Source organism: Propioniciclava sp. (assembly GCF_029977985.1).
GTDB lineage: Bacteria > Actinomycetota > Actinomycetes > Propionibacteriales > Propionibacteriaceae > Propioniciclava.
The window spans coordinates 1-20,295 of sequence record NZ_JARKOT010000062.1 but is presented as its reverse complement, the minus strand read 5'-3'; the positions used below and the strand labels follow the sequence as shown (position 1 = coordinate 20,295).

The window sequence follows — 20,295 nt, the reverse complement described above, 5'->3', positions numbered from 1 at the left end:
GGGCGGGGTGACCGGCTCCTCCGTGACGACCACCGCCTACGCCGTGCCGATCGCCGACGCGATGGCGGTCGTGGAGCAGATCCGGTCGGGGCGGGAGACCGACACCGTCGAGATCGGGGCGCGCGCCTATCTCGGCGTTTCGGTGGGCAGCCGCGACCTCACCGTGGTCAACACGGCGACGGACGGACCGGCGGCGTCCGCGGGCATCACCACCGGATCGGTGATCACTGCGGTCGACGGAACGGCGGTCTCCTCGCAGGCGCAGCTGTCGTCCGTGCTCGACGCGCTCGATCCTGGCCAGACCGTCACGGTGACGTGGACCGACGCCGGCGGGAGCGTCCGGTCGGCGTCCGTGACCTTGGGGAGCAGCCCCGTCAACTGACGGGCAGGGTGACGTAGCCCTCGCGGGCCAGGTCGCGCACGTTCGCGACCACCTCGCCCGCGAGGGCTGCGGCGTCCACGTCGAGGAGGCCCGCGACGGCCTCGATGAGGGCGCCGAGGGGCAGGTCGCCGTCGCAGGCGCCGAGGACGGCCGCGAGCCCGGTGTCGACCTCCACGGCGCGACCGAAACCGTACCGCTGGCGCAGGACGAGGTGCTCGGGGTCGGCGGCGCCGGGGCGGCCCAGGGTTTCGGCGTCGACCCGCGGGTCGAGGACGAGGTGGCTGGCGAGCAGGTCGGCGTCCGAGCGATGGGCGAGGGCGAGCGCGGCCGGGTGGGCGGCGAAGGCCTCGCCCACCGGCTGGTGGACGGCGTGCGGCCAGGACTCGACCGTGATGTCGCCGGCGGCGTCGGCGTAGAGAGCGATCCAGCCGAGGCCGATGCCCGTGATGCCCAGCCCATCGAACCAGTCGATCCATTGCCGATAGCGGGGGCCGTAGTGGGGCGTGCCCACAAGTCCCGCGTCGGCGAGCCAGACCTCCACGTACTCGTAGGGGTCGAGGCGCTCGCGCTCGAGGACGAGCGCCGAACAGCCGGTGGGGGCGACCCAGCCGCGGATCCGGTCGGCGGGGTCCCCGCCCTCGGTGACCGCCCAGTTGCCGAGCACCTGCAGGATGCCGCCGGGGGCCAGGTGGGCGGCACCGTCGGTGACGACGCGCCGCATGAGCTCGTCGCCGGGCAGTGATCCTTCGCGGTAGACCAGGCGCTCGGGGGACGGCGGAGCCATGACGAACGGTGGATTGGTGACGATCAAGTCGAACCGCTCGCCGGAGACCGGCTTGTAGAGCGAGCCGAGGCGCAGGTCGGCGTCCACGCCGTTGAGGCCGGTCGTCCAGGCGGCGAGGTCGAGGGCGCGGGGGTTGAGATCGGTGGCGACCACCCGCCCCGCGTGGCCGGCGAGGTGCAGCGCCTGCACGCCGCACCCGGTCCCGAGGTCGAGGGCGGTGCCGATGGGACGCCGCACGGTCAGCTGCGCGAGTGCCGTGGAGGCGGGCGAGAGGCCGAGGACGAAGTCGGGGCGGGAGGCGGCGATCCGCCCGTCGAGGGTGGGGATGCGGTCGTGGACGACCCAGCCGTCGACGGCGCCTCCCGGGCCGGTGCCCGCGCCGGGCGCGACGGTCTCATCGTGGACGCCCGCGGACGCGTAGGGGCGGATCTCGACGCGAGCGCGGGCGCTGCCGCCCTGCTGGTCGAGCAGGCCGGCACGCTCGAGCGCATCGAGGTCGCCGACCGCGGCGGCCAGGTCGCGGGTCGGCACGGCGTCCTGGAGGACGAAAGCGCGCAGGCACGTGGCCTGCGGGTCGGTGGCATCGGCGAGGACGTCGCGGGCGGCCAGGGTGGTGTTGCGCGCGAGGGCGGCGGTGGCCGTGGCGCCGATCCTGTCGGTGACCGCATCTAGGGTGTAACCAGCGTCCGTGAGGTGGCGGGCGAGAGCGGCGGCGTCCGCAGGGCGAGGCATGGGCCCAGCCTGTCATGGCGCCGGACGGGGTGGCGAAAGGGGTGGGCCCATGGACGACCTGCTCGTCCGCGATGCCCGCCTCGTGCCGCTCGACGGCGGGCCGTCGCCGGTGGTCGACGTGCGCATCCGCGGGGGCGTCGTGGCCGAGGTGGGGCGCGGGCTGCCGGGGCGCGGTGAGGCCGAACTGGCCGCGTCCGGGCGTTGGGTGGCGCCGGGCCTGTGGGACGCCCACCTCCACGCCGAGCAGTGGGTGCGTTCGACGACCTGGCTGCCCCTGGCCGGGGTGGGCTCCGCGGCGCAGGCGTGCGCGCGGGTCGCGCAGGCGCTCGCTGGGCGGGTGCTGGCCGGGCGGTCACCGGCTGGGCGGGTGCTGGCCGGGCGTGCGCCGGAGCGAGCGCCAGATCGGGCGCTCATCGGGTTCGGCCATCGCATCGCGACCTGGCCCGCGCCCCCCACCGTCGCCGAACTGGACGCAGTGACCGGCGCCTTGCCCGTCGTGCTGGTGGCAGGAGACGTGCACAGTGGCTGGCTGAACTCGGCGGCGCTGGCGGCGCTGGGTGTGGCTCCCCGCGCCGGGATGCTCGCGGAGGATGAGTGGTTCGCCGTCTTCGCCCGGTTGGGAGAGCTGCCGGGGGCCGCGCCGGCGACGGCCGATTGGCGGACGGCTCTGACCAAGCTGGCCAGCCTGGGCGTGGTGGGCATCGTCGACCTCGAACTCACCGACGCCTGGCGCGCCTGGCCCGCCCTGGTGGCTGCGGGTCTGACGCCGGTGCGCGTCCGGGCAGGGGTGTACCCGGACCAACTCGACGCCGTCATCGCGGCGGGCCTCCGGTCCGGCGACCCGCTCGACGTGAGGGGCCTGGTCCGCATGGGACCGCTGAAGGTCATCTCGGACGGGTCGATGGGCACGCGCACGGCCTGGTGCTGCGAGCCGTACGCGCCGTCGCCGGCCGATCCCGGCCCGCACCTGGGGGCGCCGAACGTGACGCCGGCGCAGCTGCAGGCGTTGCTCGCCCGCGCCCGCGAAGCGGGGCTGGAGGTGGCGGTGCACGCGATCGGCGACGCAGCCAACGCCGCCGCACTGGCGGCGTTCGCCACGACGGGTGCCCGAGGCTGCATCGAACACGCCCAACTGCTGCGCACGATCGACCTTCCGCGGTTCGCCGAGCTGGGCGTGACGGCGTCGGTGCAGCCGGTGCACCTGCTCGACGACCGGGACGCCGCCGAGGCGGTCTGGCCCGACCGGACCGCCCGGCTGTATCCGTTCCGTTCCCTGCTCGATGCGGGCGCCCGCCTCGCGTTCGGGTCGGACGCCCCCGTCTCGCCCCCGGACCCGTGGGGGGCCATGGCCGCGGCGGTGCTGCGCAGCGGCGACGACCGGGACGGCTGGCACCCCGAGCAGGCGATCACCCCGCGGGAGGCGCTGGCAGCGTCGGTCGACGGCGTCCGGATCGCCCCCGGCGCCCCCGGGGACCTCGTCGTGCTCGCCGCCGATCCGCTGGCCGCAAGCGAGCCCCGGCGGGCGGCTGCCGTGCTGCGCCGCATGAACGTCGTGACCACGGTGCGCGCCGGCGCGGTGACGTTCCGCCGGGAGTGCGCGCGATGAGGGCCCCGGCGTGGCTGCTGGCCGACGAACGCGTGGCCCATGTCCGGAGGCTGGAGTCCGCCCCGGGCCGGCATGCGGAATGGCCCGATTGGGTGGCGCCCGATCTCATCGCCGCCCTCGCCGCCCAGGGCATCGAGCGCCCCTGGCAGCACCAGATCGCGGCGGCCGAGGCCGCTTTCGCGGGGCGACACGTCGCGCTGGCGACGGCGACGGCGACCGGGAAGTCGCTCGCTTACCTGCTGCCGGTCGTCACGGCCGCGCGGACCGGCGCCGGCGGTCGGGGGCCGCTCCAGCGGGCCGGTGGCATCCGGCTGTCGGGGCGCACCACCGCCCTCTATCTGGCTCCCACGAAGGCGCTCGCGCACGACCAGTTGCGGGCGGCATCCGGGCTGGGGCTGACCGGCTGGCGGCCGGCCACCCTCGACGGCGATTCCGACGACGACGAGCGCCGTTACGCCCGCGACTTCGCCGACTTCGTGCTCACCAACCCCGACATGCTGCACCGCTCGATCCTGCCCAACCACGGCCGGCACGCCCGCCTGCTCGGCAGACTGCGATTCGTCGTGGTCGACGAGGCGCACCGCTACCGCGGGCTCTTCGGCGCGCACCTCGCCGCCGTGCTGCGCCGCCTGCGCCGACTCGCCCACCACTACGGCGCCGACCCGACCTTCGTCGTCGCCTCCGCCACCCTCACCGAACCTGAGTCCACCGCCTCGGCTCTCATCGGGGAGGAGGATGTCCTTCCCGTCACCGCCGACGCGTCGCCGCGGCCCGCCCGCGAGGTCGTGCTGCTGCGGCCCGACGGCAACCTGACCGCCACCGCCGCCGCCCTGCTCGAACGCCTCAGCCGCGACGGACAGACCCTCGCCTTCACCACCTCGCGCCTGCAGGCCGAACTGGTCGCGATCCGCGCCAAGGAGATGTCGGACGCCCCGGCTGGCCTCGCCTCCTACCGTGCGGGCTACCTGCCGGGTGACCGGCGCTCGATCGAGTCCGCTCTCAGCAACGGCCGGCTGCGTGGCGTCGCCTCGACGAATGCCCTCGAGCTGGGCGTCGACATCGCCGGCATGGACGCAGTCGTCACAGCAGGTTTCCCCGGCACCCTGGCCGCCTTCTGGCAGCAGATCGGCCGTGCCGGACGCAGCGGTCGCGCGGCGCTGGCCGTCCTGGCAGCCCGCGACGACCCCCTCGACGCCTACCTGGTCGACCACCCCGAGCTGCTCTTCGACGCCCCGGTCGAGCGCGCGGTCGTTCCCACCGGGAACCCGTATGTGCTCGGCCCCCATCTCGTGGCGGCCGCCCAGGAGCTCCCCCTCACCGCGGAAGACGCCGCCTGGTTCGGGCCCCAGACCGTGCCGCTCGCCGAGCGGCTCACCGCGCAGGGCGTGCTGCGCCGGCGGCCCGCCGGCTGGTTCTGGGTCCACGCCCAACGGGCCGTCGACTCCATCGACCTGCGCGCGGCCCAGGGCAAGGCGGTCGAGGTGGTGGATGCGGCCACCGGGCGGGTCATCGGCCAGGTCGATCCGGGCGCCGCGGACAGGACGGTGCACACCGACGCCGTGTACGTGCACCAGGGCGAGACATGGATCGTCGAGGAACTCGACCTCGCCGACCGGGTGGCGCTCGTCCGCGCCGCCGCGCCCGCCTACTTCACCCAGGCGCAATCGATCTCGGACATCCGCATCCTGACCGACGACGCGAGCCGAGCCCTCGGCCACGGCACCGTGCATGTCGGCACGATCGAGCTCAGCCATCGAGTGACCGGCTACCTGCGGCGCGACGCCGAGAGCGGCAAGGTGTGGGACTCGACCCCACTCGAGCTGCCGGAACACCGCCTGACGACGCGCGCCACCTGGTGGACCCTTCCCCCCGCACTTCTCGCCCAGCTGCCCATCGGGGATTCCGCACTGCCCGGGGCGGTGCACGGCGCCGAGCACACCGCGATCGGACTGCTGCCGGCGCTGGTCCCTTCCGACCGTTGGGACATCGGCGGCCTCTCCACCGTGCTCCACCCGGACACCGGGCTGCCCACCGTATTCGTCCACGACGGGCTGCCGGGCGGCTCCGGCATCGCGGACGCAGCGTTCGCCGTCGCCGAGCGGTGGTGGGAAGCCGCCCTCGACCGCTTGCTCACCTGCGCCTGCGAGGCCGGTTGCCCCGCCTGCGTCGTCAGCCCGAAGTGCGGCAGCGGCAACAACCCGCTCGACAAGGACGCCGCCGCCCTCGTCGTGGCACTGCTCATGGATCCGCACCAGTCACCACCCCCGCGTTCGCCCGCGCGGTCAGTGCCTCCCGGACCGGACCGAAGCCGACCGGCAGCCGCACGCTGACCGTCACGACGAACTCCACCTCGTCGCCCGTCACGCCGCACGAGACGACCTCCACGTCGTTGGCGGCCGCCGACGACCGGGCCGCGCCGCAGGCGTCCGCGCCGCCCACCTGCGCCTGGGCGCCTGCGACGGCGGCCAGATCTGCCGCCCCCGCCACCTTGTGGCCGCCGAGGGCGAAACTCGCCGCACCGAGCAGCACCAGGACGAGGAGGGCGAGCGCCCACAGGCCGATGCCGGCGAGGAGCGAGCCGGATCCACGCTCGCCGCGCCGGCTCATGGCCGCACCTCGTCGATCACCTGGGCACTCGCCTCAACCGGCACCCGGACCGGGCCGACCCCCACGTCGAGCGCCACCGTGACGCGCGTCACGCCGCCCTGCTCGCCGATGGTCACGCGAGCACCGCGCGGTGCGTCCGCCTTGGCCCGGGCGACTGCCGCGTCATCGCCACGCGCCGCCTGTCGCGCCACCTCGTTGGCGGTCAGCTGGCACTGCGCCAACTGGAACGCACCGCCGGTGACGCCGATGGCGGCCCCCACGGCCGCCGCCACGCCGATGCTCACGAACGCCGCCTCGACCGTGACCAGGCCGCGCTCCCCGTGGTTCCGCATCGTTCCTCCTTCTCGATCGAACGGTGGGCGCGGGGCCGGCCCGCCCCAGACCGGCCCCGCGCGTTCCTCACCCGAGGCCCATGCCCTTGATGACGGTGGCGAAGAGCGCCTTGAAGAGGTCCTGCACCAGCTGGGTGAAGAAGCCCTGGTGCGTGGCGAGGACCATGGCGCCGATGATCGCGATGATGAGCGCGATGCCGATGGCGTACTCGACAGTCGTCAGACCCCGTTCGGAATGCCGGCGGCTCACCGGCTGGGACGCCGCGGGCTGCAGCGGCGCATCCACCAGTTCCTCGGTGTCATCGACCTGGATGGCCAGTTCCGCCGCGGTGATGGTGTTCTCGGTCATGTCCTACTTCCTCCTGTTCCGTGGCCGCCCCTCGCGGCTCACCCTTCACATTCGCCCTCGGAGCCCCGAATCCGTCACCTGATTCGCCGCCTGTGGAAAACCCGCACTGATCCGAACCGCCTGTGGATGAACCGCGCCTCAACCGACCAGCCCGCCGATCACGGAGGCCAGCATGGGCACCACCCCGAGCAGAAGGAACGAGGGCAGGAAGCACACCATCAGGGGGACGACGCTGTGGACGCCGGCCGTTCGGGCCCGCGCCTGGGCCGCGGCCGCCGCGTTGGCGCGCGCGTCGGCGGCGTGCCTGCGCAGCAGGTCGGCAAGACCGGTCCCGTGCCCGACCGCCCGCCCGAGGTCGCGCGCCACAGCGCGGTAACCCGGCACGTCGGCGAGACTCTCCCACGCCTGCCGTTCGTCGACTCCGAGCGCGATCCGGAGGCCGACCCGGCCCAGCTCCTCGCCCACCGGCCCGCCGCAGGCCTCCCCGACCAGCGCCAACGCCGACCGCGGCGGCGCGCCCGCCTCCAGGCACACCGCCAGTAGTTCGCACACGCCGGGCACCGAGGCGAGCACGGCGGCTGTCCGCACCCGAGCCGAGCGCCCGGCCGGCAGTCGCTCCCGCAGGCCCCTCAGCGCCTCCACGAGACGTCTCCGGTCCCACCGCTCCCCCGTCGGACCCAGACGCCCCAACGGCGGTGGCGCCCACGCGAGCCACACCGCCACCCCGGACGCCGCCGACGCCACCAGCAGCCACCCCATCACCGCACCCCTCTCACCGCCCACCGGCCCGGTCGGCCACGTGGTCGCTCCACAACACTCCGGCGCACCCCAACGCCACTCCTCCAGCCAGACACGCCCAGCCGAGCGGCGTTCCGACCAGGAAGGCGAAAGCGTCACCCCCGAGCACGTAGGCGAGCCCGAACCCCACCAGGGGAAGGGCCGCCATGATGCGGCCACCCGCCCGGGCGGCAGCGATCTCGGTGGCAACGATGCGCTCCACCTCTTCCTGCGCCTCAAGGGCCTCCGCGGCCCGCTCCCAGGCGCCCGCGAGGCTGGCGCCGGAGCACAACGCCACCTGCCACGACTCCGCCAGATGGATCAACCCCTCGTGCCCGGGCAGGTGTGCGGTGCGGCGCAACGCCTGGCCCACATCGCCACCTGCAGCCGATTCGGCCGCCGCGACCCGCAGCACCGCGGAGTCCTGCGCCGCCTCGGCGAGCGCGACGCTCGGCACCCGCCCCGCGCGCAGCAACGCCGCCACGGTCGAGGCCCCGCTCGCCACCGCAGTACGGGCAGCCCGCCTGTCGTCCCGGGCACGTTGTCGCGAGGCCAGCACCGCCCCGGTCGCGACCGCGCACGCCAGCACGAACGCGGCCACGCCCCCGCGCACCCCGTCGAGCATCCCGCCCGCCGCCACCGCGAGCACCACGCCGGCCGCCCACAGCCACCGCAGGCGCCGTGCCGGTGGGGGCGCGACCTTCACCTCGGCCCGCACCGTCAGCCGCCCGTGAGCGGCCGGGGCCGGCACCGCGAACCACACGGCGAGCCCGACAGCGAGCGCCGCCACCCAGACGAGCACGTCACTCACCCGTCAGCGCGGCGAGCCGCTCCCAGCCGAGCCCACGGCGGGGGCGTCCCGTCGGCTCCCACGTCACCGCCGGCTGCACGGTGACCCAGCCGTCCACGCTCGCCACCACCCCCACCTGTTCGACGAATCGGTGGCCGTCGCCGGTCCGGCGCACATGGACCACAGCGTCCAGCGCCGCCCCGACCTGAGCGTGGAGCGCCGCACGGCCCAGCCCGCCCAGCGCTCCGAGCGCCTCCAAGCGCGCGGGCACGGACTCCGCCGTGTTCGCGTGCACCGTCCCGAGGCCGCCCTCGTGGCCGGTGTTCATGGCCGCCAGCAGGTCGCACAGTTCCGCGCCGCGCACCTCGCCCACGACGATCCGATCGGGTCGCATGCGCAGCGCGTTGCGCACCAGATCGGTCATGGTCACGCGACCGGCGCCCTCCGCGTTCGCCACCCGCGCCTCCATCCGCACGACGTGGGGATGCGTGGGGCACAGTTCGCGCGAGTCCTCGACCACAAGCACTCGCTCACGCGCATCGATGATCCCGACGAGCGACGCCAGCAGTGTCGTCTTCCCGGACCCGGTGCCGCCTGAAACGAGCACCGCGCGCCGGGACGCGACCAGTCCCTCCAACAGCGCGCGGCCGTCGCCGGTCAGTCCGCCGCCGGCCTGCCAGTCGTCGAGCGTGAGCGCCACGCGGGCCGGCACACGCAGCGACAGGCAGGTGCGCCCGGCCAGGCAGCCCAGCACGGCGTGGACGCGCGTGCCGTCCGGCAGGCGCGCGTCCACGAACGGCGAGGCGTCGTCGAGCCGCCGCCCGACCAGCGCCGCCAGCCGCACGGCGAGTCGCCGCACGGCATCGTCGTCGGCGAACTCCACCCTCGCCGCCTCCAAGCCGCGGCCGCGGTCGATCCACACCTCGCGCGGGCCGTTGACGAGGACGTCGGTCACCCCGGGCAGCCGCAGCAGCTCGTCCAGTGGCCCCGCCCCCTGGCTCTCGCGCCGCAGCGCGTCGACGGTCGCCAGCACGGACGCATCGCTCACCACCTGCCCCAGCCCCGCCAGGGCCGCCGCCACCTCCGCTGGCCGTCCCGCCTGTCCCGCCGCGGTCAGCCGCGCGCGGACGGCGTCCAGGTCAATCGCCATCGGACGCCTCCGCCAGCACCCGCGCCACGATGGCGTCCACCGCTCGCCGCCAGGCGGCCCGGCCTCGCGGGAGTTCCCCGGCCTCGGCGGCCGCAGCGAGTGCTGCATCGTGCGGCACGGCGCCCCACAGCTCGAGCTCCAGCGTTTCGGCGACCAGTTCGGGCGGCACGCGCACCCCGGGCGTCCCCCGCACGATCACCCCGGCATCCACGAGGTCGAGCGCTCGCACCACGGACGCCGTCGCTGCCACCGAACGCACCCCCGCCCCGGTCACCACCAGTGCCGGTCGGGCGCCGCGCACGAGCATCCGAGCGGCCGGCCACGGGCTCCGCCCGCAGTCGAGCACCACCAGACCATGGTGGCGACACAAGGATGCCGCCACCGCCTGCACCGCCTCAGGCCCCGCTGCCTCGCTCTCCCCGCGCCCCATCGCCACCACGCTCACCCCGGCCACCGCCGGCAAGAGGTCACGGACGTCACCGACCTCGCCGTACGCCCCGGCCAGGCGCGGCCACCGATAGCCGGGCGTACGCTCAGCGCCGAGCAGCAGGTCGAGGCCGCCGCCGAGCGGGTCGGCGTCCACCAGCGCGCACGGCACGCCCGAACGGGACGCCGCCAGCGCCAGACCCGCCGCGAACGTCGAAGCACCCGCGCCCCCGCTGCCCCCCACGACGGCGACGACGGGACACGCCTCGTCGCTGTCGGCCCCCACCACGGCCGACAGCCACGTCACGCCGTGCGGCAGCCCGATCACCTCGGCCCCCAGGGGCACGGACCACGACGCGAGGTCGGCCGCGTCGAATCCCACCAGGTAGACCCGTGGCCGCCGCTTCGGCGCCTCCGACGCCAGCGCCGCCGCCAGATCGGCCCCGACCAGCAACACGGCCGCCGTCCGCCAAGCCAGCAGCGCTCCCGCCGCCGTCACCTCCCGTCCCACACGCAGCCCCAGCGCGGCGGCCACGGACTCGACGGCGTCCGTGACCGCGGGATCGTTCGTCGCCAACACGACCGATGCAGTCCTCACGCCCTTGCATTAGCCCTCGGGCCCCCAAATCCGTCACCGGATTGGGGGGAATCCCACATGCCGCCCGTCCTGCCCGGCGCGGCCGGCTCGCATGGCTACCATCGGGGAGCATGAGCAGCCCCGGCCTCCCGTCCTACCCCGAGGCCGCCCTCGAGTGGCTCGTCCCCGCTCCGCTCGGGGACGCCAAGGTGCTCGTCCTGGGCCGTTCCAGCGCCCCGGTGATCGAGTCGCTCGCCCGCACCTCCGCTGCCCTCTTCGCCACCGACGCCAGCCGCGCCGGCCTCCGCACCCTCCTCCACCGCGCCCCGCGCGCCCTGCCCACGGTCGCCCGCGCAGACAGACTCCCCTTCGTGCCCTGCGCGTTCGACGCCGTGGTCGTCCACCAGTCGCTGCACACGCTCGACCTCGATGCCGTCCTGCCCGAGATCGCCCGCGTCCTCGTGCCAGGCGGCCGCCTCGCCGTCTCCTGGACCATCCGCGACGACTCCGTCCCCTGGGTCCGCCGCCTCGCCACCCTCATGCGCGGCGTCGACCCCAGCGCCATGACCGGCGACTACGGCACCGACGCCGTCGCCGCCCTCGGCGCCTCGCCGCACTTCACCGACGTCGAGCATCGGGGCCACCGCCTCTGGGTGCCGATCAGCCGTGTCGATCTCATGGACATGGTCGCCAACCGCTTCCCCTCCCTCGAACCCGAGCGGTTGTCCGAGCTCCTGGACGCCGTCGGTGCACTCTACGAATCCTCGGCCCGCCCACCCACGCCGCTGCTCCTGCCCTACCAGGTGGCCTGTTGGCGGGCGACGGTCGACCACAGCGAGTTCACCTCGCAGCTCGAGCCGCCGACCCAGAGCCTTCGGTTCAGCCTCTGAGCAGCGAGAACCCGCGGCGGCTAGGCTGGCGACACACGCACCGTCATGCTTCAGGGAGGTTGACATGGCACAGCCCGAGATCGGCGAGGTCATCGCCGACATCAAGGCCGACATCACCACCATCGTCAAGGGCGAGATCGAACTCGCCAAGGCGGAACTGATTCCGCAGGCGAAGAAGGTCGGCATCGGTGCCGGGCTGTTCGGGGCCGCGGGTTACTTCGCGCTGCAGGCCGCGACGCTGCTCTTCATCTGCGGCGGGTTGGCCTTTACGGCCCTCTACCAGGGCGCCGTGGGTCTCATCTGGGCCTTCGTGCTCGGCTTCCTGACGATGGCGGTGATCTGCCTCGTCGTCGCCGCGATCCTCGCCTTCATCGGCAAGAGCAAGATCGACGTGCCCGGCCCGAAGAAGACGGTCGAGGAGGCCCAGCGTTCTGTGGACGCCGTCAACACCGCCATCGCCCGAGGTCAGGACAACGTTCGTGCCATCGCCGCCGGAGAGACCCGCGCCCAGACCGAGGCGCGCCTGCCGGCGTCCCTCTCCTGACGTCCCCTTGGGGCGGCGTCAGTTCCGGATGAGGTAGACCCGGGCCTCCCACGGGTCGAGCGTCTGGATGTCGCCCCCGCTGCCCCCGAGCAGCAACTCGGCCTCGCCGAGGCGGGGAAGTTCGTCCACCGGAACACCGCACGCCTCGGAGCTCATGTTCGCCACCACGAGGACCGTCTCCGACGAGAGCGTGCGGGTGAAGACCCAGAGCTTCGGGTCGTCGGCGAGCAGCAACTCGAAGCGGCCGAGTTGCACCACCTCCAGCTCGTGCCGCAGCGCGATCAGCCGCTTGTAGTGCTCGAGCACGCCGTCGGACGCCGCGAGTGCGGCCTGCACGTTGATCGTGTCCGCGTTCGCGTTGAGCGGCAGCCACGGTGTTCCCCGGGTGAAGCCGTAGGAAGGTTCGTCCGAACCCCACGGGATCGGCGTGCGGGCGTTGTCGCGGCTCTTCAACCCCAGACCGGCCAGCACGGCAGCTGGGTCGGCACCTGCGCCGACAGCCTCGTGGTAGAAGTTCAGGCTCTCGATGTCGCGATAGTCGTCGATGCTCGTGAAGCCGGCGTTCGTCATGCCGATCTCCTCGCCCTGGTACACGTAGGGCGTCCCCTTGTGCAGATGCAGCACGGTCGCCCACGCCTTGGCGGCGGCCACCCGGTGCCCGGGGGAGTCGTCGCCGAAGCGGCTGACCACGCGCGGCTGGTCGTGATTCTCCCAGTAGAGGCTGTTCCAGCCGTCGTCGGCGAGCGCGGTCTGCCAGTGTGCGAGGTTCTTCTTCAACTCGGGCAGGTGGAGCGGTCGCAGGTCGAACTTGCTGAACCCACCTTGGTCGAGGCTCATGTGCTCGAAGGTGAACACCATGCCGAGCCGCGGGTGCTCGCGGCTGGTGTAGGCGCGCGCCCGGTCCGCGTCGCAGAGCACCATCTCGCCCACCGTGAAGAGCTGCCGCTCGTCGATCCCGACCGCCGCGTTCATCTCTTCCAGGAACTCGATCATCCGCGGCCCGTTCGCCACCCGCTCGACCTCGTCGCTGTAGGGCGCCCCCTGCTCCTGCCGCCCGTCGGCCAGCGGCAGGGTCTTGCTGATCAGGTTGATCACGTCCATCCGGAAGCCGTCGACACCCCGGTCGACCCAGCGCCGCATCATCGCGTACACAGCCTCGCGCACCTCGGGGTTCTCCCAGTTGAGGTCGGGCTGCTTGGGACTGAACAGGTGCAGGTAGTACTCTCCGGACGCCTCGTCGTAGGCCCAACCCGACCCGCCGAAGAACGAGGCCCAGTTCGTCGGTTCCGCCCCGGGGGTGCCCGGCTCGAAGCCCTCCCGTGCCGGGCGCCAGTGGTACCAGTCCCGCTTCGGCGAGGCCGGGTCACGCGATTCGACGAACCAGGCGTGCTCGTCGGACGTGTGATTGACGACCAGGTCCATCACCAGCCGGATGCCCCGATCGTGCAGCCCGGTGGCGAGCTCGTCGAAGTCGGCCAGCGTGCCGAACAGGGGGTCGATGGCGTCGTAGTCGCTGATGTCGTAGCCGTTGTCGTCCTGAGGCGAGGCGTAGACCGGCGAGAGCCAGAGCACGTCGATGCCGAGGTCGGCGAGGTAGTCGAGTTTGCCGATGATGCCCCGCAGGTCGCCGATGCCGTCCCCGTCGGAATCGCAGAACGACCGCGGGTAGATCTGGTAGACGACCGCACTGGACCACCACGGATGCGACAGCTTCTCCATGGGTCGATCCTGCCTCACTGGCCGGTGTCGCGGAAGAATCGGCGCGGAATCGACGTCCGGACGCCGGCGTCCCAGTCCTCCTCCCAGCCGGCCGCACGCAGGAGTCCGTCGAGCAGGTGGCCGGTAAACCCCCACACGTACAGATCGTCCGTGATGAACGCCGGACCGCTGTAGCCGGCGGGGTGCTCCCAGGTGACCCGCAACGCCGGGTCGACGAGATCGGGCACCGCGATCGCGTGCACGGCGGCGACCTCGAAGGTGTCGACGGGAACGAGCGATCGCGGCGTCCTCCACCAGCCGACCACCGGGGTCACCCGGTAGCCGCTCACAGCGACCATCGCGGCCGGCAGCACACCGAGCACCTCCACCTCCTCCGCGTGCACGCCGATCTCCTCGGCCGCCTCCCGTAGGGCCGCGGCGACGGCGTCCGGGTCGTCGGGCTCGATGCCGCCGCCGGGGAAGGCGAGCTGCCCGGGGTGCTTGCGCAGCCGCGACGACTTCTCGATGATCACGAGCCGCAGGCCGCCGATGCCACCGTCGTCGCGTGCGTTCGGATCCCACGCGAAGAGGATGAGGACAGCCGCGCTGCGGCCGGTGTCGGTGGCGCGGGTGCCCACCACCTCCCGCCCGGCGGCGGGGTCGGCGAGCACGTCGCGCAGCGCGACGAGGCACGAGGGCATCCCGGTCACGAGCGCACCCCCAGATACGTGCGGGTCAGGTCGACCAACTCCTGGGAGGACTCCACGGGGCCCACGACTCGCTGTGCGATCACCCCGTCGCGGCCGACGAACAGCGTCGTCGGGATGCCCGAGATCCGCAGCGCCCCCTGCGTCTGTTTCGTCGGGTCCGCCACGTGCGGGTAGGTCCAGCCTGCCTGCCCGGCGAACTCGAGGGCCAGCGCGGGATCGGGGTCGTCGAAGTCGACGCCCAGCACCAGCACCTCGTCACCCATGCGGCTTGCGAACTCGGCCAGGTGGGGGGCCTCCTGGCGGCACGGGCCGCACCACTGCGCCCACACGTTGATCACCATCGGCGTCCCGCGCAGTGCCGCGAGGTTCACCTGCCGACCACTGCCGAGGCAGGTCAGCACCAAGTCGGGCAGTCCGCCGGGCACGGCCTCGGCGTCCAGCGGCGTCGCCGGGCAGTCGGCGATGCCGGCCCCCTCGCGTTGCGCCACGAGCGCCGGGTCGGCCGGCAGCGGCTCCGGGATCTCGGCGGGCGTGGGAGCGCAGCCGGCGAGCAGGACACCGCCGGCGACGATCCCTGCCCCGAAGCGCCTCAGTCTCACGCCCTCGGCTCCCGGATCAGCCGCTCGGCCGCCGCGGCGTCGGTGGGGCCCTCGCCGTAACTCGGGCACAGCCCGGCCAGGGGGCAGGCGCCACAGGCGGGACGCCGGGCGTGGCAGCGGCGGCGGCCGTGCCAGATCACGCGGTGCGACAAGGGCACCCAGTCCGCCGGCCCGAACAGCTCCCCCACCTCCCGCTCGACGGCGTCCGCCTTGGTGGTGCTCACCCAGCCGAACCGGTTCGACAGGCGGATGAAGTGCGTGTCGGGGGTGAGCCCGGGGACGCCGAACGCGTCTCCGAGCACCACGTTCGCCGTCTTGCGGCCGACACCGGGGAGCGTGACCAGTTCGGCCAGTGTGCGCGGCACGATCCCGTCGAACCGTTCCACGAGGGCCGCCCCGAGGCCGATGAGATGGGCCGTCTTGGCCCGGAAGAAACCGGTGGGCTTGATCAATTCCTCCAACTCGGCGGGGTCGGCGCCGGCGTAGGCGGCGGCGTCCGGGTACCGGGCGAAGACGGCTGGCGTGACCTGGTTGACGCGCCGGTCGGTCGACTGGGCCGACAGGACGGTCGCCACGAGCAGCTCCAGGGGCGTGGAGAAGTCCAGCTCGCAGCGGGCCTCGGGGTAGAGTTCGCCCAGGGCCTCGAAGATCTGCTGGGGTTGGCCGGGTTTCACGCGGGGCGTGCCTCGATGGTCAGTTCGATCTCCACGGGCGCGCCGAGCGGGAGCGCGGCCACTCCGACCGCGCTGCGGGCGTGCGCGCCCGCGTCGCCGAAGACGTCGCCGAGCAGCTCGCTGGCGCCGTTGGCGACGAGCGGCTGGCCGGTGAAGTCCGGAGCGCTCGCCACGTAGACGACGACCTTCACGATCCGCCCGATGCGGTCGATGCCGCCCACCACGTCGGACGCCGCGGCGAGCGCATTCAGCACCGCCGTACGTGCCGCTGCGGCGGCGTCCTCGGGACTCACCTCGGCACCCACCCGACCGACGGCGACGAGACGGCCGGCGATGCTGGGCAGCTGGCCGGACGTGACGACGAGCCCTCCGGCCTCGACGGCCGGCACGTAGGCGGCGACCGGCTTGGCCACCGGAGGCAGCTCGATGCCCAGTTCGGCGAGGCGTCCGGACGCCGTCACTTGGCGTCCTGCAACGGGCGTTTGAAGTAGGCGACCACGTTCTGCGGATTCGGGCCGGGCACGATGGAGACGAGCTCCCAGCCGTCGGCGCCCCAGTTGTCGAGGATCTGCTTCGTCGCATGCACCAGCACGGGCGCGGTGGCGTACTCCCACTTCGTCATGGCGGCAGCCTATGCGATGGCCGGGCGGCGCGGCCGGGGGTCAGAGGTTGGCGGGCGAGGGTTGGCAGAGGACGGACTGCCACGAAGTGATGTCCGCGCGCTGGCGGAGCAGCTGGCGCCGCTCCCGCTCGGTCATGCCCCCCCACACACCCCACTCGATGCGGTTGTCGAGGGCCTCGGCGAGGCACTGGGATCGGACCGGACAGCCGGCGCATACCGCGCGGGCCCGCTTCTGGTCGGCGCCGTCGGGGAAGAGCTGGTCCTGCATCCCGCGGCATCGCGCCTTGAGCGTCCAGTGTTCCGATTCCAGGATCGTCATGGATACCGCACCCCTTCTGGTCGCGCCGCCACCGCCGTTGGTTGACCGCCGAATGTAACGCGTGCGGGTGACACCCGGCGCCACGTACCCCGCAGAATAGGAGTATGACCATCGTTTGCACAAGAGTCCTCGGGGGATCGTACCGACCCGTGGCGGATGGCCTACTGAAGCGGGTAAGCGACCCCTCCTTGAGGCGGTCGTGACCACACCGTGACAGACGCGTGGCCAAGCCTCGCCTGAGCAGGGGAGAGAATGACAGGGGTGTCGCGTACGCTGGGCCCATGCGTGCCCCTTCCCTCGGACGAAAGCTCTATTCGAGCCTGATGTTCGTCTTCGTGAGCGTGCTCGGCGGACTGCTCGCCGCGGGCCTCGCCGTGCCGACTGCCGGCATGGTCTCGGAGATGACGAAGCTGGGCGACACTGCGCTCGACCAGGTGCCCGCCGAGCTCGAGACCCCGCCCCAGGCGCAGGGGTCCAAGGTGCTGATGGGCAACGGCGAGGTGCTGACCAACTTCTACGAGGAGTACCGCGTCTACGTCCCGCTGTCCGAGATCAGCGACAGCATGAAGCAGGCGCAGATCTCCATCGAGGACCGGCGCTTCTACGAGCACGGTGCGATCGACGTGATCGGCACGCTGCGCGCCCTCGTGCGCACGTCGGCCGGCAACACCCAGGGCGGCTCGACCCTGACGCAGCAGTACGTGAAGCTCGCACTCATCGACAAGGCACTGGCCGCGGGCGACCAGGAGGCATTGAACCAGGCCTACGACCGCACGGTGTCGCGCAAGATTCTCGAGCTGCGCTACGCGCTCGCGCTCGAGCAGAAGCTGAGCAAGGACGACATCCTCGAGCGCTACCTGAACCTCTCCTACTACGGGGCGGGCGCGTACGGCGTCGAGGCGGCGGCGCGGCGGTACTTCGGCACGACCGCCAAGGAACTCACGCTCGCCCAGTCGGCGATGCTTGCGGGCTTGGTGCGCACCCCGGCCACCACCGACCCGATCCGCAACGAGAAGCTGGCCATCGAGCGCCGCAACAATGTGCTCGACGTCATGCTCACCCAGGGCGTCATCACCAAGGCGGACGCCGACGCCGCCAAGGCGGAGGGCTTCGATCGCAGCAAGATCACCGACACGCCCCACGGCTGCAACGCCGCCAGGTACCAGCAACTCTGCGACATCGTCTACCGCACGCTCATGCAGATGCAGAGCCTGGGGCCGGACCGGGACAGCCGTGAGCGCCTCCTCAAGCGTGGCGGCCTGACGATCCAGACCGAGATCGACCCGGCGACGCAGGACGCCGCCCAGGCCGCCGTCTCGGCCTACATCTACCCGACCGACCCGGTCATGGGCGTCGTGGCGACGATCCAGCCGGGAACCGGCCTGATCAAGGCCATCGCGCAGAGCCGGCCGGAACGGGGCGACCAGCCGGGCCAGAGCTACTGGAACTACGCCATGGAACCCGACCTCGGCGGGGCCGAAGGCTACTTCGGTGGATCCACCTTCAAGATGTTCGTGCTCGCCGCGGCCATCAACAAGGGCATGCCGACGAGCCGTTCCTACGAAGCCCCCCGGACCAAGGACTGGTCGGGCGAGCGCTTCCGCACCTGCGACGGCAGCGTGACCGCCAAGAACTGGGAGGTCAGCGGCGTCGGCGGCAACTTCGACATGTACACGGGTGCCACCAACTCGGTGAACAACTACTTCGTCGCGTTGGAGCAGGACGTCGGCCTGTGCGACGTCGCGAAGATGGCCGAGACGCTGGGACTGAAGCTGTCGGGCGACCTGTCCTTCGCGTCGCCGGCCGAGGAGGGCAAACGCACCATCCAGAACCCATCGCTGACGCTCGGGACGGCCGAGGTGTCGCCGATCTCCTTGGCGAACGCGTATGCGACCATCGCTGCCCGCGGGCTGCGCTGCAACCCGATCATCCTCAAGTCCGTGACGGGCCCGAACGGTGAGAGTTACGAGGTGCCGGGTTCGGACTGTCAGCAGGTCATCCCGCAGGAGGTGGCCGACCGCATCACCGACGTGCTGCGGGGCCCATTCCGCAGCGGCACCGCACGCCTGGCCAACATCCCTGGCTACAGCATCGCGGGCAAGACGGGTACCGACACGAACGCCCCGACGATCTGGACGCTGGGGTTCACGCCGCAGCTCGCCACCGCCGCGATGATCACGATCGACAAGCAGTCGGATCGCTACCGCAGCGGGCGGACATCCCTCGAGGGCGCCCCCATTCAGGACGGCCGCATCCGGCTTCGGGGCAGCTCCGGCGGTGAGGCGGGCCGCTTCCTGTGGAAGCCCACGATGGAAGTGGCTCTCCAGCACTACGAGCGGGGAAGCTTCGTCCCGCCGACCAAGTACAGCCCGCCCGAGGTGGACGTGCCGAGCTGCCGCGGTCTCGGCGTCCAGGCCTGCCAGCAGACCCTGCGGGATGCGGGGTTCGGCACCTCGATCAGCCGGCAGACGAACAACGCGCGGGCCGGGACACTCCTCGGGATCAGCCCCCGCGACACGGCTCCTGCCTACAGCACGATCCGCATCATCGTGTCGAGCGGACCGGCACCCGCACCCGCAGAGCCGTCCGCACCGGGCACCACCGCACCGCCCGCGGAAAATCCTGCCGCCCCACCCGCCACCCAGGCGCCGCCCGAGAACCCGGGCAACGGCTGATGATCGGGCGTCTCGCCGCCGCCGTGCTGGGCGTCGGCGCGGCCTGCGTCGCGTACGGAACCTACATCGAGGCACACGACTTCCGCGTGCGCCGCTACCAGGTGCCGGTGCTCCCGCAGGGGGTCGACCCGCTCACGGTGCTGCACCTGTCGGACGCCCACCTGCTGGCCCGGCAGACGCGCAAACGCGACTTCCTGCGCGGCCTCGCCGGGCTTGAGCCCGACCTCGTGGTGAACACGGGCGACAACATCGCAGGCCCGGACGCCGTGGGTGCGCTACTGGAGTCGCTCGGCCGCCTGCGGGACGTTCCCGGGGTGTTCGTGTTCGGGTCGAACGATTTCGAGGGACCGCACTTCAAGCTGCCCACCAAGTACCTGTTCGGCCCCTCGAGCCCTCGGGGCACCCAGCGGAGGGGGACGAGCCTGCCCACCGAGGAGTTGCGCGCGGCGCTGGCAGGGATCGGCTGGGTCGACCTCGACAACCGCCGCGCGGAGGTGACCGTGGCCGGCCAGACCGTACGCTTCCGGGGCACGGGCGACGCGCACGGCCACCGCGACGACTACCCGGCGGTGGCAGGGCCGGCGGCGTCCGATGCACTCGAGATCGGCGTGACGCACGCCCCCTATCGCCGCCTCCTGGACGCGATGACGGCCGACGGTGTCCCGTTGATCCTGGCGGGCCACACGCACGGCGGGCAGGTCTGTGTGCCCGGTCACGGGGCTCTGGTGAGCAACTGCGACCTGCCGCCGAGCAAGGCGAGCGGCCTGTTCGCGCACACGGTGGGCGAACACACGGCGCAGGTGCACGTGTCGGCCGGCTTGGGGATGTCGCCCTATGCGCCTTATCGCTTCGCCTGTCCGCCGGAGGTGTCGCTGCTGACGCTGATCCCAGCGCCGGCCCCGATGTGAACTTCTGGCGGCGGATCGGTTAGACTACTCGTCGGCTCACCGGCCGTCGGTCGGGAAGCCGATCGGGGTGTGGCGCAGCTTGGTAGCGCGCTTCGTTCGGGACGAAGAGGTCGCAGGTTCAAATCCTGTCACCCCGACCAGCGG

The 20,295-nt window shown here is 72.7% G+C and carries 22 protein-coding genes and 1 tRNA gene; 8 read left to right on the top strand and 15 right to left on the bottom strand.

The genetic code is table 11. The features are described 5' to 3' along the window. Nucleotides 1-382, top strand: a 382-nt coding sequence (locus Q1K57_RS03915) for a PDZ domain-containing protein (protein WP_300079197.1), incomplete at its 5' end; no start/stop codon positions are given. Here the strand turns inward: Q1K57_RS03915 and Q1K57_RS03910 are convergent. Beyond that, on the bottom strand, nucleotides 375-1,898 hold the full coding sequence (locus Q1K57_RS03910; RefSeq protein ID WP_300079195.1) for a methyltransferase: 1,524 nt from the start codon (nucleotides 1,896-1,898) through the stop codon (nucleotides 375-377). The genes Q1K57_RS03915 and Q1K57_RS03910 overlap by 8 nt on opposite strands. A gap of 49 nt (nucleotides 1,899-1,947) precedes the next feature. Between Q1K57_RS03910 and Q1K57_RS03905 the strand changes: the two genes are divergently transcribed. Further along, complete coding sequence (locus tag Q1K57_RS03905) at nucleotides 1,948-3,504, top strand: amidohydrolase family protein (RefSeq protein ID WP_300079192.1); 1,557 nt, start codon at nucleotides 1,948-1,950, stop codon at nucleotides 3,502-3,504. Beyond that, nucleotides 3,501-5,834 carry a DEAD/DEAH box helicase gene (locus Q1K57_RS03900; protein WP_300079190.1) on the top strand — a complete coding sequence of 778 codons (2,334 nt, stop codon included), beginning with the start codon at nucleotides 3,501-3,503 and terminating at the stop codon, nucleotides 5,832-5,834. The genes Q1K57_RS03905 and Q1K57_RS03900 overlap by 4 nt, the downstream gene beginning before the upstream one ends. Here Q1K57_RS03900 and Q1K57_RS03895 read toward each other — a convergent pair. From Q1K57_RS03895 to ssd, 7 genes are all read right to left on the bottom strand, one after another. Beyond that, the gene (locus Q1K57_RS03895) at nucleotides 5,743-6,111 is read right to left on the bottom strand and encodes an Rv3654c family TadE-like protein (RefSeq protein ID WP_300079188.1); all 369 of its coding nucleotides are present in this window, start codon (nucleotides 6,109-6,111) and stop codon (nucleotides 5,743-5,745) included. The genes Q1K57_RS03900 and Q1K57_RS03895 overlap by 92 nt on opposite strands. Next, nucleotides 6,108-6,443 (bottom strand): TadE family type IV pilus minor pilin, encoded by a 336-nt coding sequence (locus Q1K57_RS03890; RefSeq protein ID WP_300079186.1) that lies wholly within the window; start codon nucleotides 6,441-6,443, stop codon nucleotides 6,108-6,110. Before Q1K57_RS03890 ends, Q1K57_RS03895 begins: the two co-directional genes overlap by 4 nt. Before the next feature lie 67 nt (nucleotides 6,444-6,510). Continuing rightward, on the bottom strand, nucleotides 6,511-6,792 hold the full coding sequence (locus Q1K57_RS03885) for a hypothetical protein (protein ID WP_300079184.1): 282 nt from the start codon (nucleotides 6,790-6,792) through the stop codon (nucleotides 6,511-6,513). 138 nt (nucleotides 6,793-6,930) lie between these two features. Further along, a complete protein-coding gene (locus tag Q1K57_RS03880; protein WP_300079182.1) occupies nucleotides 6,931-7,551 on the bottom strand; it encodes a type II secretion system F family protein in 621 nt (206 codons plus the stop codon). A gap of 13 nt (nucleotides 7,552-7,564) precedes the next feature. Further along, the gene (locus tag Q1K57_RS03875) at nucleotides 7,565-8,371 is read right to left on the bottom strand and encodes a type II secretion system protein (protein ID WP_300079179.1); all 807 of its coding nucleotides are present in this window, start codon (nucleotides 8,369-8,371) and stop codon (nucleotides 7,565-7,567) included. 1 nt (nucleotide 8,372) lies between these two features. Continuing rightward, a complete protein-coding gene (locus Q1K57_RS03870; protein ID WP_300079177.1) occupies nucleotides 8,373-9,509 on the bottom strand; it encodes a TadA family conjugal transfer-associated ATPase in 1,137 nt (378 codons plus the stop codon). Continuing rightward, nucleotides 9,499-10,533 (bottom strand): septum site-determining protein Ssd, encoded by a 1,035-nt coding sequence (ssd, locus tag Q1K57_RS03865; RefSeq protein WP_300079175.1) that lies wholly within the window; start codon nucleotides 10,531-10,533, stop codon nucleotides 9,499-9,501. The genes Q1K57_RS03870 and ssd overlap by 11 nt, the downstream gene beginning before the upstream one ends. A gap of 110 nt (nucleotides 10,534-10,643) precedes the next feature. Between ssd and Q1K57_RS03860 the strand changes: the two genes are divergently transcribed. Both Q1K57_RS03860 and Q1K57_RS03855 read left to right on the top strand, forming a co-directional pair. After that, a complete protein-coding gene (locus Q1K57_RS03860) occupies nucleotides 10,644-11,402 on the top strand; it encodes a class I SAM-dependent methyltransferase (RefSeq protein WP_300079173.1) in 759 nt (252 codons plus the stop codon). 64 nt (nucleotides 11,403-11,466) lie between these two features. Then, complete coding sequence (locus tag Q1K57_RS03855) at nucleotides 11,467-11,946, top strand: phage holin family protein (protein WP_300079171.1); 480 nt, start codon at nucleotides 11,467-11,469, stop codon at nucleotides 11,944-11,946. Nucleotides 11,947-11,964: 18 nt separating this feature from the next. On the opposite strand, the gene Q1K57_RS03850 is transcribed toward Q1K57_RS03855, so the two are convergent. The 7 genes from Q1K57_RS03850 to Q1K57_RS03820 are packed head-to-tail and all read right to left on the bottom strand — an operon-like array spanning nucleotide 11,965 to nucleotide 16,568. After that, nucleotides 11,965-13,665 carry an alpha-glucosidase gene (locus Q1K57_RS03850; protein WP_300079168.1) on the bottom strand — a complete coding sequence of 567 codons (1,701 nt, stop codon included), beginning with the start codon at nucleotides 13,663-13,665 and terminating at the stop codon, nucleotides 11,965-11,967. A gap of 14 nt (nucleotides 13,666-13,679) precedes the next feature. Further along, nucleotides 13,680-14,345: a CoA pyrophosphatase gene (locus tag Q1K57_RS03845; RefSeq protein WP_300079199.1), complete on the bottom strand. Its 666-nt coding sequence runs from the start codon at nucleotides 14,343-14,345 to the stop codon at nucleotides 13,680-13,682. 5 nt (nucleotides 14,346-14,350) lie between these two features. Then, nucleotides 14,351-14,953, bottom strand: a complete 603-nt coding sequence (locus Q1K57_RS03840; protein ID WP_300079166.1) for a TlpA disulfide reductase family protein — start codon at nucleotides 14,951-14,953, stop codon at nucleotides 14,351-14,353. Then, a complete protein-coding gene (gene nth, locus Q1K57_RS03835; protein ID WP_300079163.1) occupies nucleotides 14,950-15,627 on the bottom strand; it encodes an endonuclease III in 678 nt (225 codons plus the stop codon). The genes Q1K57_RS03840 and nth overlap by 4 nt, the downstream gene beginning before the upstream one ends. Then, the gene (locus Q1K57_RS03830; protein ID WP_300079160.1) at nucleotides 15,624-16,088 is read right to left on the bottom strand and encodes a RidA family protein; all 465 of its coding nucleotides are present in this window, start codon (nucleotides 16,086-16,088) and stop codon (nucleotides 15,624-15,626) included. The genes nth and Q1K57_RS03830 overlap by 4 nt, the downstream gene beginning before the upstream one ends. Then, nucleotides 16,085-16,249, bottom strand: a complete 165-nt coding sequence (locus tag Q1K57_RS03825) for a DUF4177 domain-containing protein (protein WP_300079157.1) — start codon at nucleotides 16,247-16,249, stop codon at nucleotides 16,085-16,087. The genes Q1K57_RS03830 and Q1K57_RS03825 overlap by 4 nt, the downstream gene beginning before the upstream one ends. A gap of 40 nt (nucleotides 16,250-16,289) precedes the next feature. Continuing rightward, nucleotides 16,290-16,568, bottom strand: coding sequence for a WhiB family transcriptional regulator (locus Q1K57_RS03820; protein WP_300079155.1), 279 nt, complete (start codon nucleotides 16,566-16,568; stop codon nucleotides 16,290-16,292). Nucleotides 16,569-16,849: 281 nt separating this feature from the next. Between Q1K57_RS03820 and Q1K57_RS03815 the strand changes: the two genes are divergently transcribed. The 3 genes from Q1K57_RS03815 to Q1K57_RS03805 all read left to right on the top strand — a co-directional run bounded on the left by Q1K57_RS03815 (nucleotide 16,850) and on the right by Q1K57_RS03805 (nucleotide 20,291). After that, complete coding sequence (locus Q1K57_RS03815) at nucleotides 16,850-19,243, top strand: transglycosylase domain-containing protein (RefSeq protein ID WP_300079153.1); 2,394 nt, start codon at nucleotides 16,850-16,852, stop codon at nucleotides 19,241-19,243. After that, the gene (locus tag Q1K57_RS03810; RefSeq protein ID WP_300079151.1) at nucleotides 19,243-20,151 is read left to right on the top strand and encodes a metallophosphoesterase; all 909 of its coding nucleotides are present in this window, start codon (nucleotides 19,243-19,245) and stop codon (nucleotides 20,149-20,151) included. Before Q1K57_RS03815 ends, Q1K57_RS03810 begins: the two co-directional genes overlap by 1 nt. A gap of 63 nt (nucleotides 20,152-20,214) precedes the next feature. After that, a tRNA-Pro gene (locus Q1K57_RS03805) sits at nucleotides 20,215-20,291 on the top strand. The last annotated feature ends 4 nt before the right edge of the window (nucleotides 20,292-20,295 follow it).

Bases quoted from the DNA above. Each gene is read 5' to 3' on its own strand.
- Q1K57_RS03885 (WP_300079184.1), bottom strand. From the start codon at position 6,792: ATGACCGAGAACACCATCACCGCGGCGGAACTGGCCATCCAGGTCGAT.
- Q1K57_RS03905 (WP_300079192.1), top strand. From the start codon at position 1,948: ATGGACGACCTGCTCGTCCGCGATGCCCGCCTCGTGCCGCTCGACGGC.
- Q1K57_RS03825 (WP_300079157.1), bottom strand. From the start codon at position 16,249: ATGACGAAGTGGGAGTACGCCACCGCGCCCGTGCTGGTGCATGCGACG.
- Q1K57_RS03900 (WP_300079190.1), top strand. From the start codon at position 3,501: ATGAGGGCCCCGGCGTGGCTGCTGGCCGACGAACGCGTGGCCCATGTC.
- Q1K57_RS03845 (WP_300079199.1), bottom strand. From the start codon at position 14,345: ATGCCCTCGTGCCTCGTCGCGCTGCGCGACGTGCTCGCCGACCCCGCC.
- Q1K57_RS03820 (WP_300079155.1), bottom strand. From the start codon at position 16,568: ATGACGATCCTGGAATCGGAACACTGGACGCTCAAGGCGCGATGCCGC.
- Q1K57_RS03850 (WP_300079168.1), bottom strand. From the start codon at position 13,665: ATGGAGAAGCTGTCGCATCCGTGGTGGTCCAGTGCGGTCGTCTACCAG.
- Q1K57_RS03895 (WP_300079188.1), bottom strand. From the start codon at position 6,111: ATGAGCCGGCGCGGCGAGCGTGGATCCGGCTCGCTCCTCGCCGGCATC.
- Q1K57_RS03910 (WP_300079195.1), bottom strand. From the start codon at position 1,898: ATGCCTCGCCCTGCGGACGCCGCCGCTCTCGCCCGCCACCTCACGGAC.
- Q1K57_RS03855 (WP_300079171.1), top strand. From the start codon at position 11,467: ATGGCACAGCCCGAGATCGGCGAGGTCATCGCCGACATCAAGGCCGAC.
- Q1K57_RS03890 (WP_300079186.1), bottom strand. From the start codon at position 6,443: ATGCGGAACCACGGGGAGCGCGGCCTGGTCACGGTCGAGGCGGCGTTC.
- Q1K57_RS03860 (WP_300079173.1), top strand. From the start codon at position 10,644: ATGAGCAGCCCCGGCCTCCCGTCCTACCCCGAGGCCGCCCTCGAGTGG.
- Q1K57_RS03815 (WP_300079153.1), top strand. From the start codon at position 16,850: ATGCGTGCCCCTTCCCTCGGACGAAAGCTCTATTCGAGCCTGATGTTC.
- Q1K57_RS03880 (WP_300079182.1), bottom strand. From the start codon at position 7,551: ATGGGGTGGCTGCTGGTGGCGTCGGCGGCGTCCGGGGTGGCGGTGTGG.
- Q1K57_RS03870 (WP_300079177.1), bottom strand. From the start codon at position 9,509: ATGGCGATTGACCTGGACGCCGTCCGCGCGCGGCTGACCGCGGCGGGA.
- Q1K57_RS03810 (WP_300079151.1), top strand. From the start codon at position 19,243: ATGATCGGGCGTCTCGCCGCCGCCGTGCTGGGCGTCGGCGCGGCCTGC.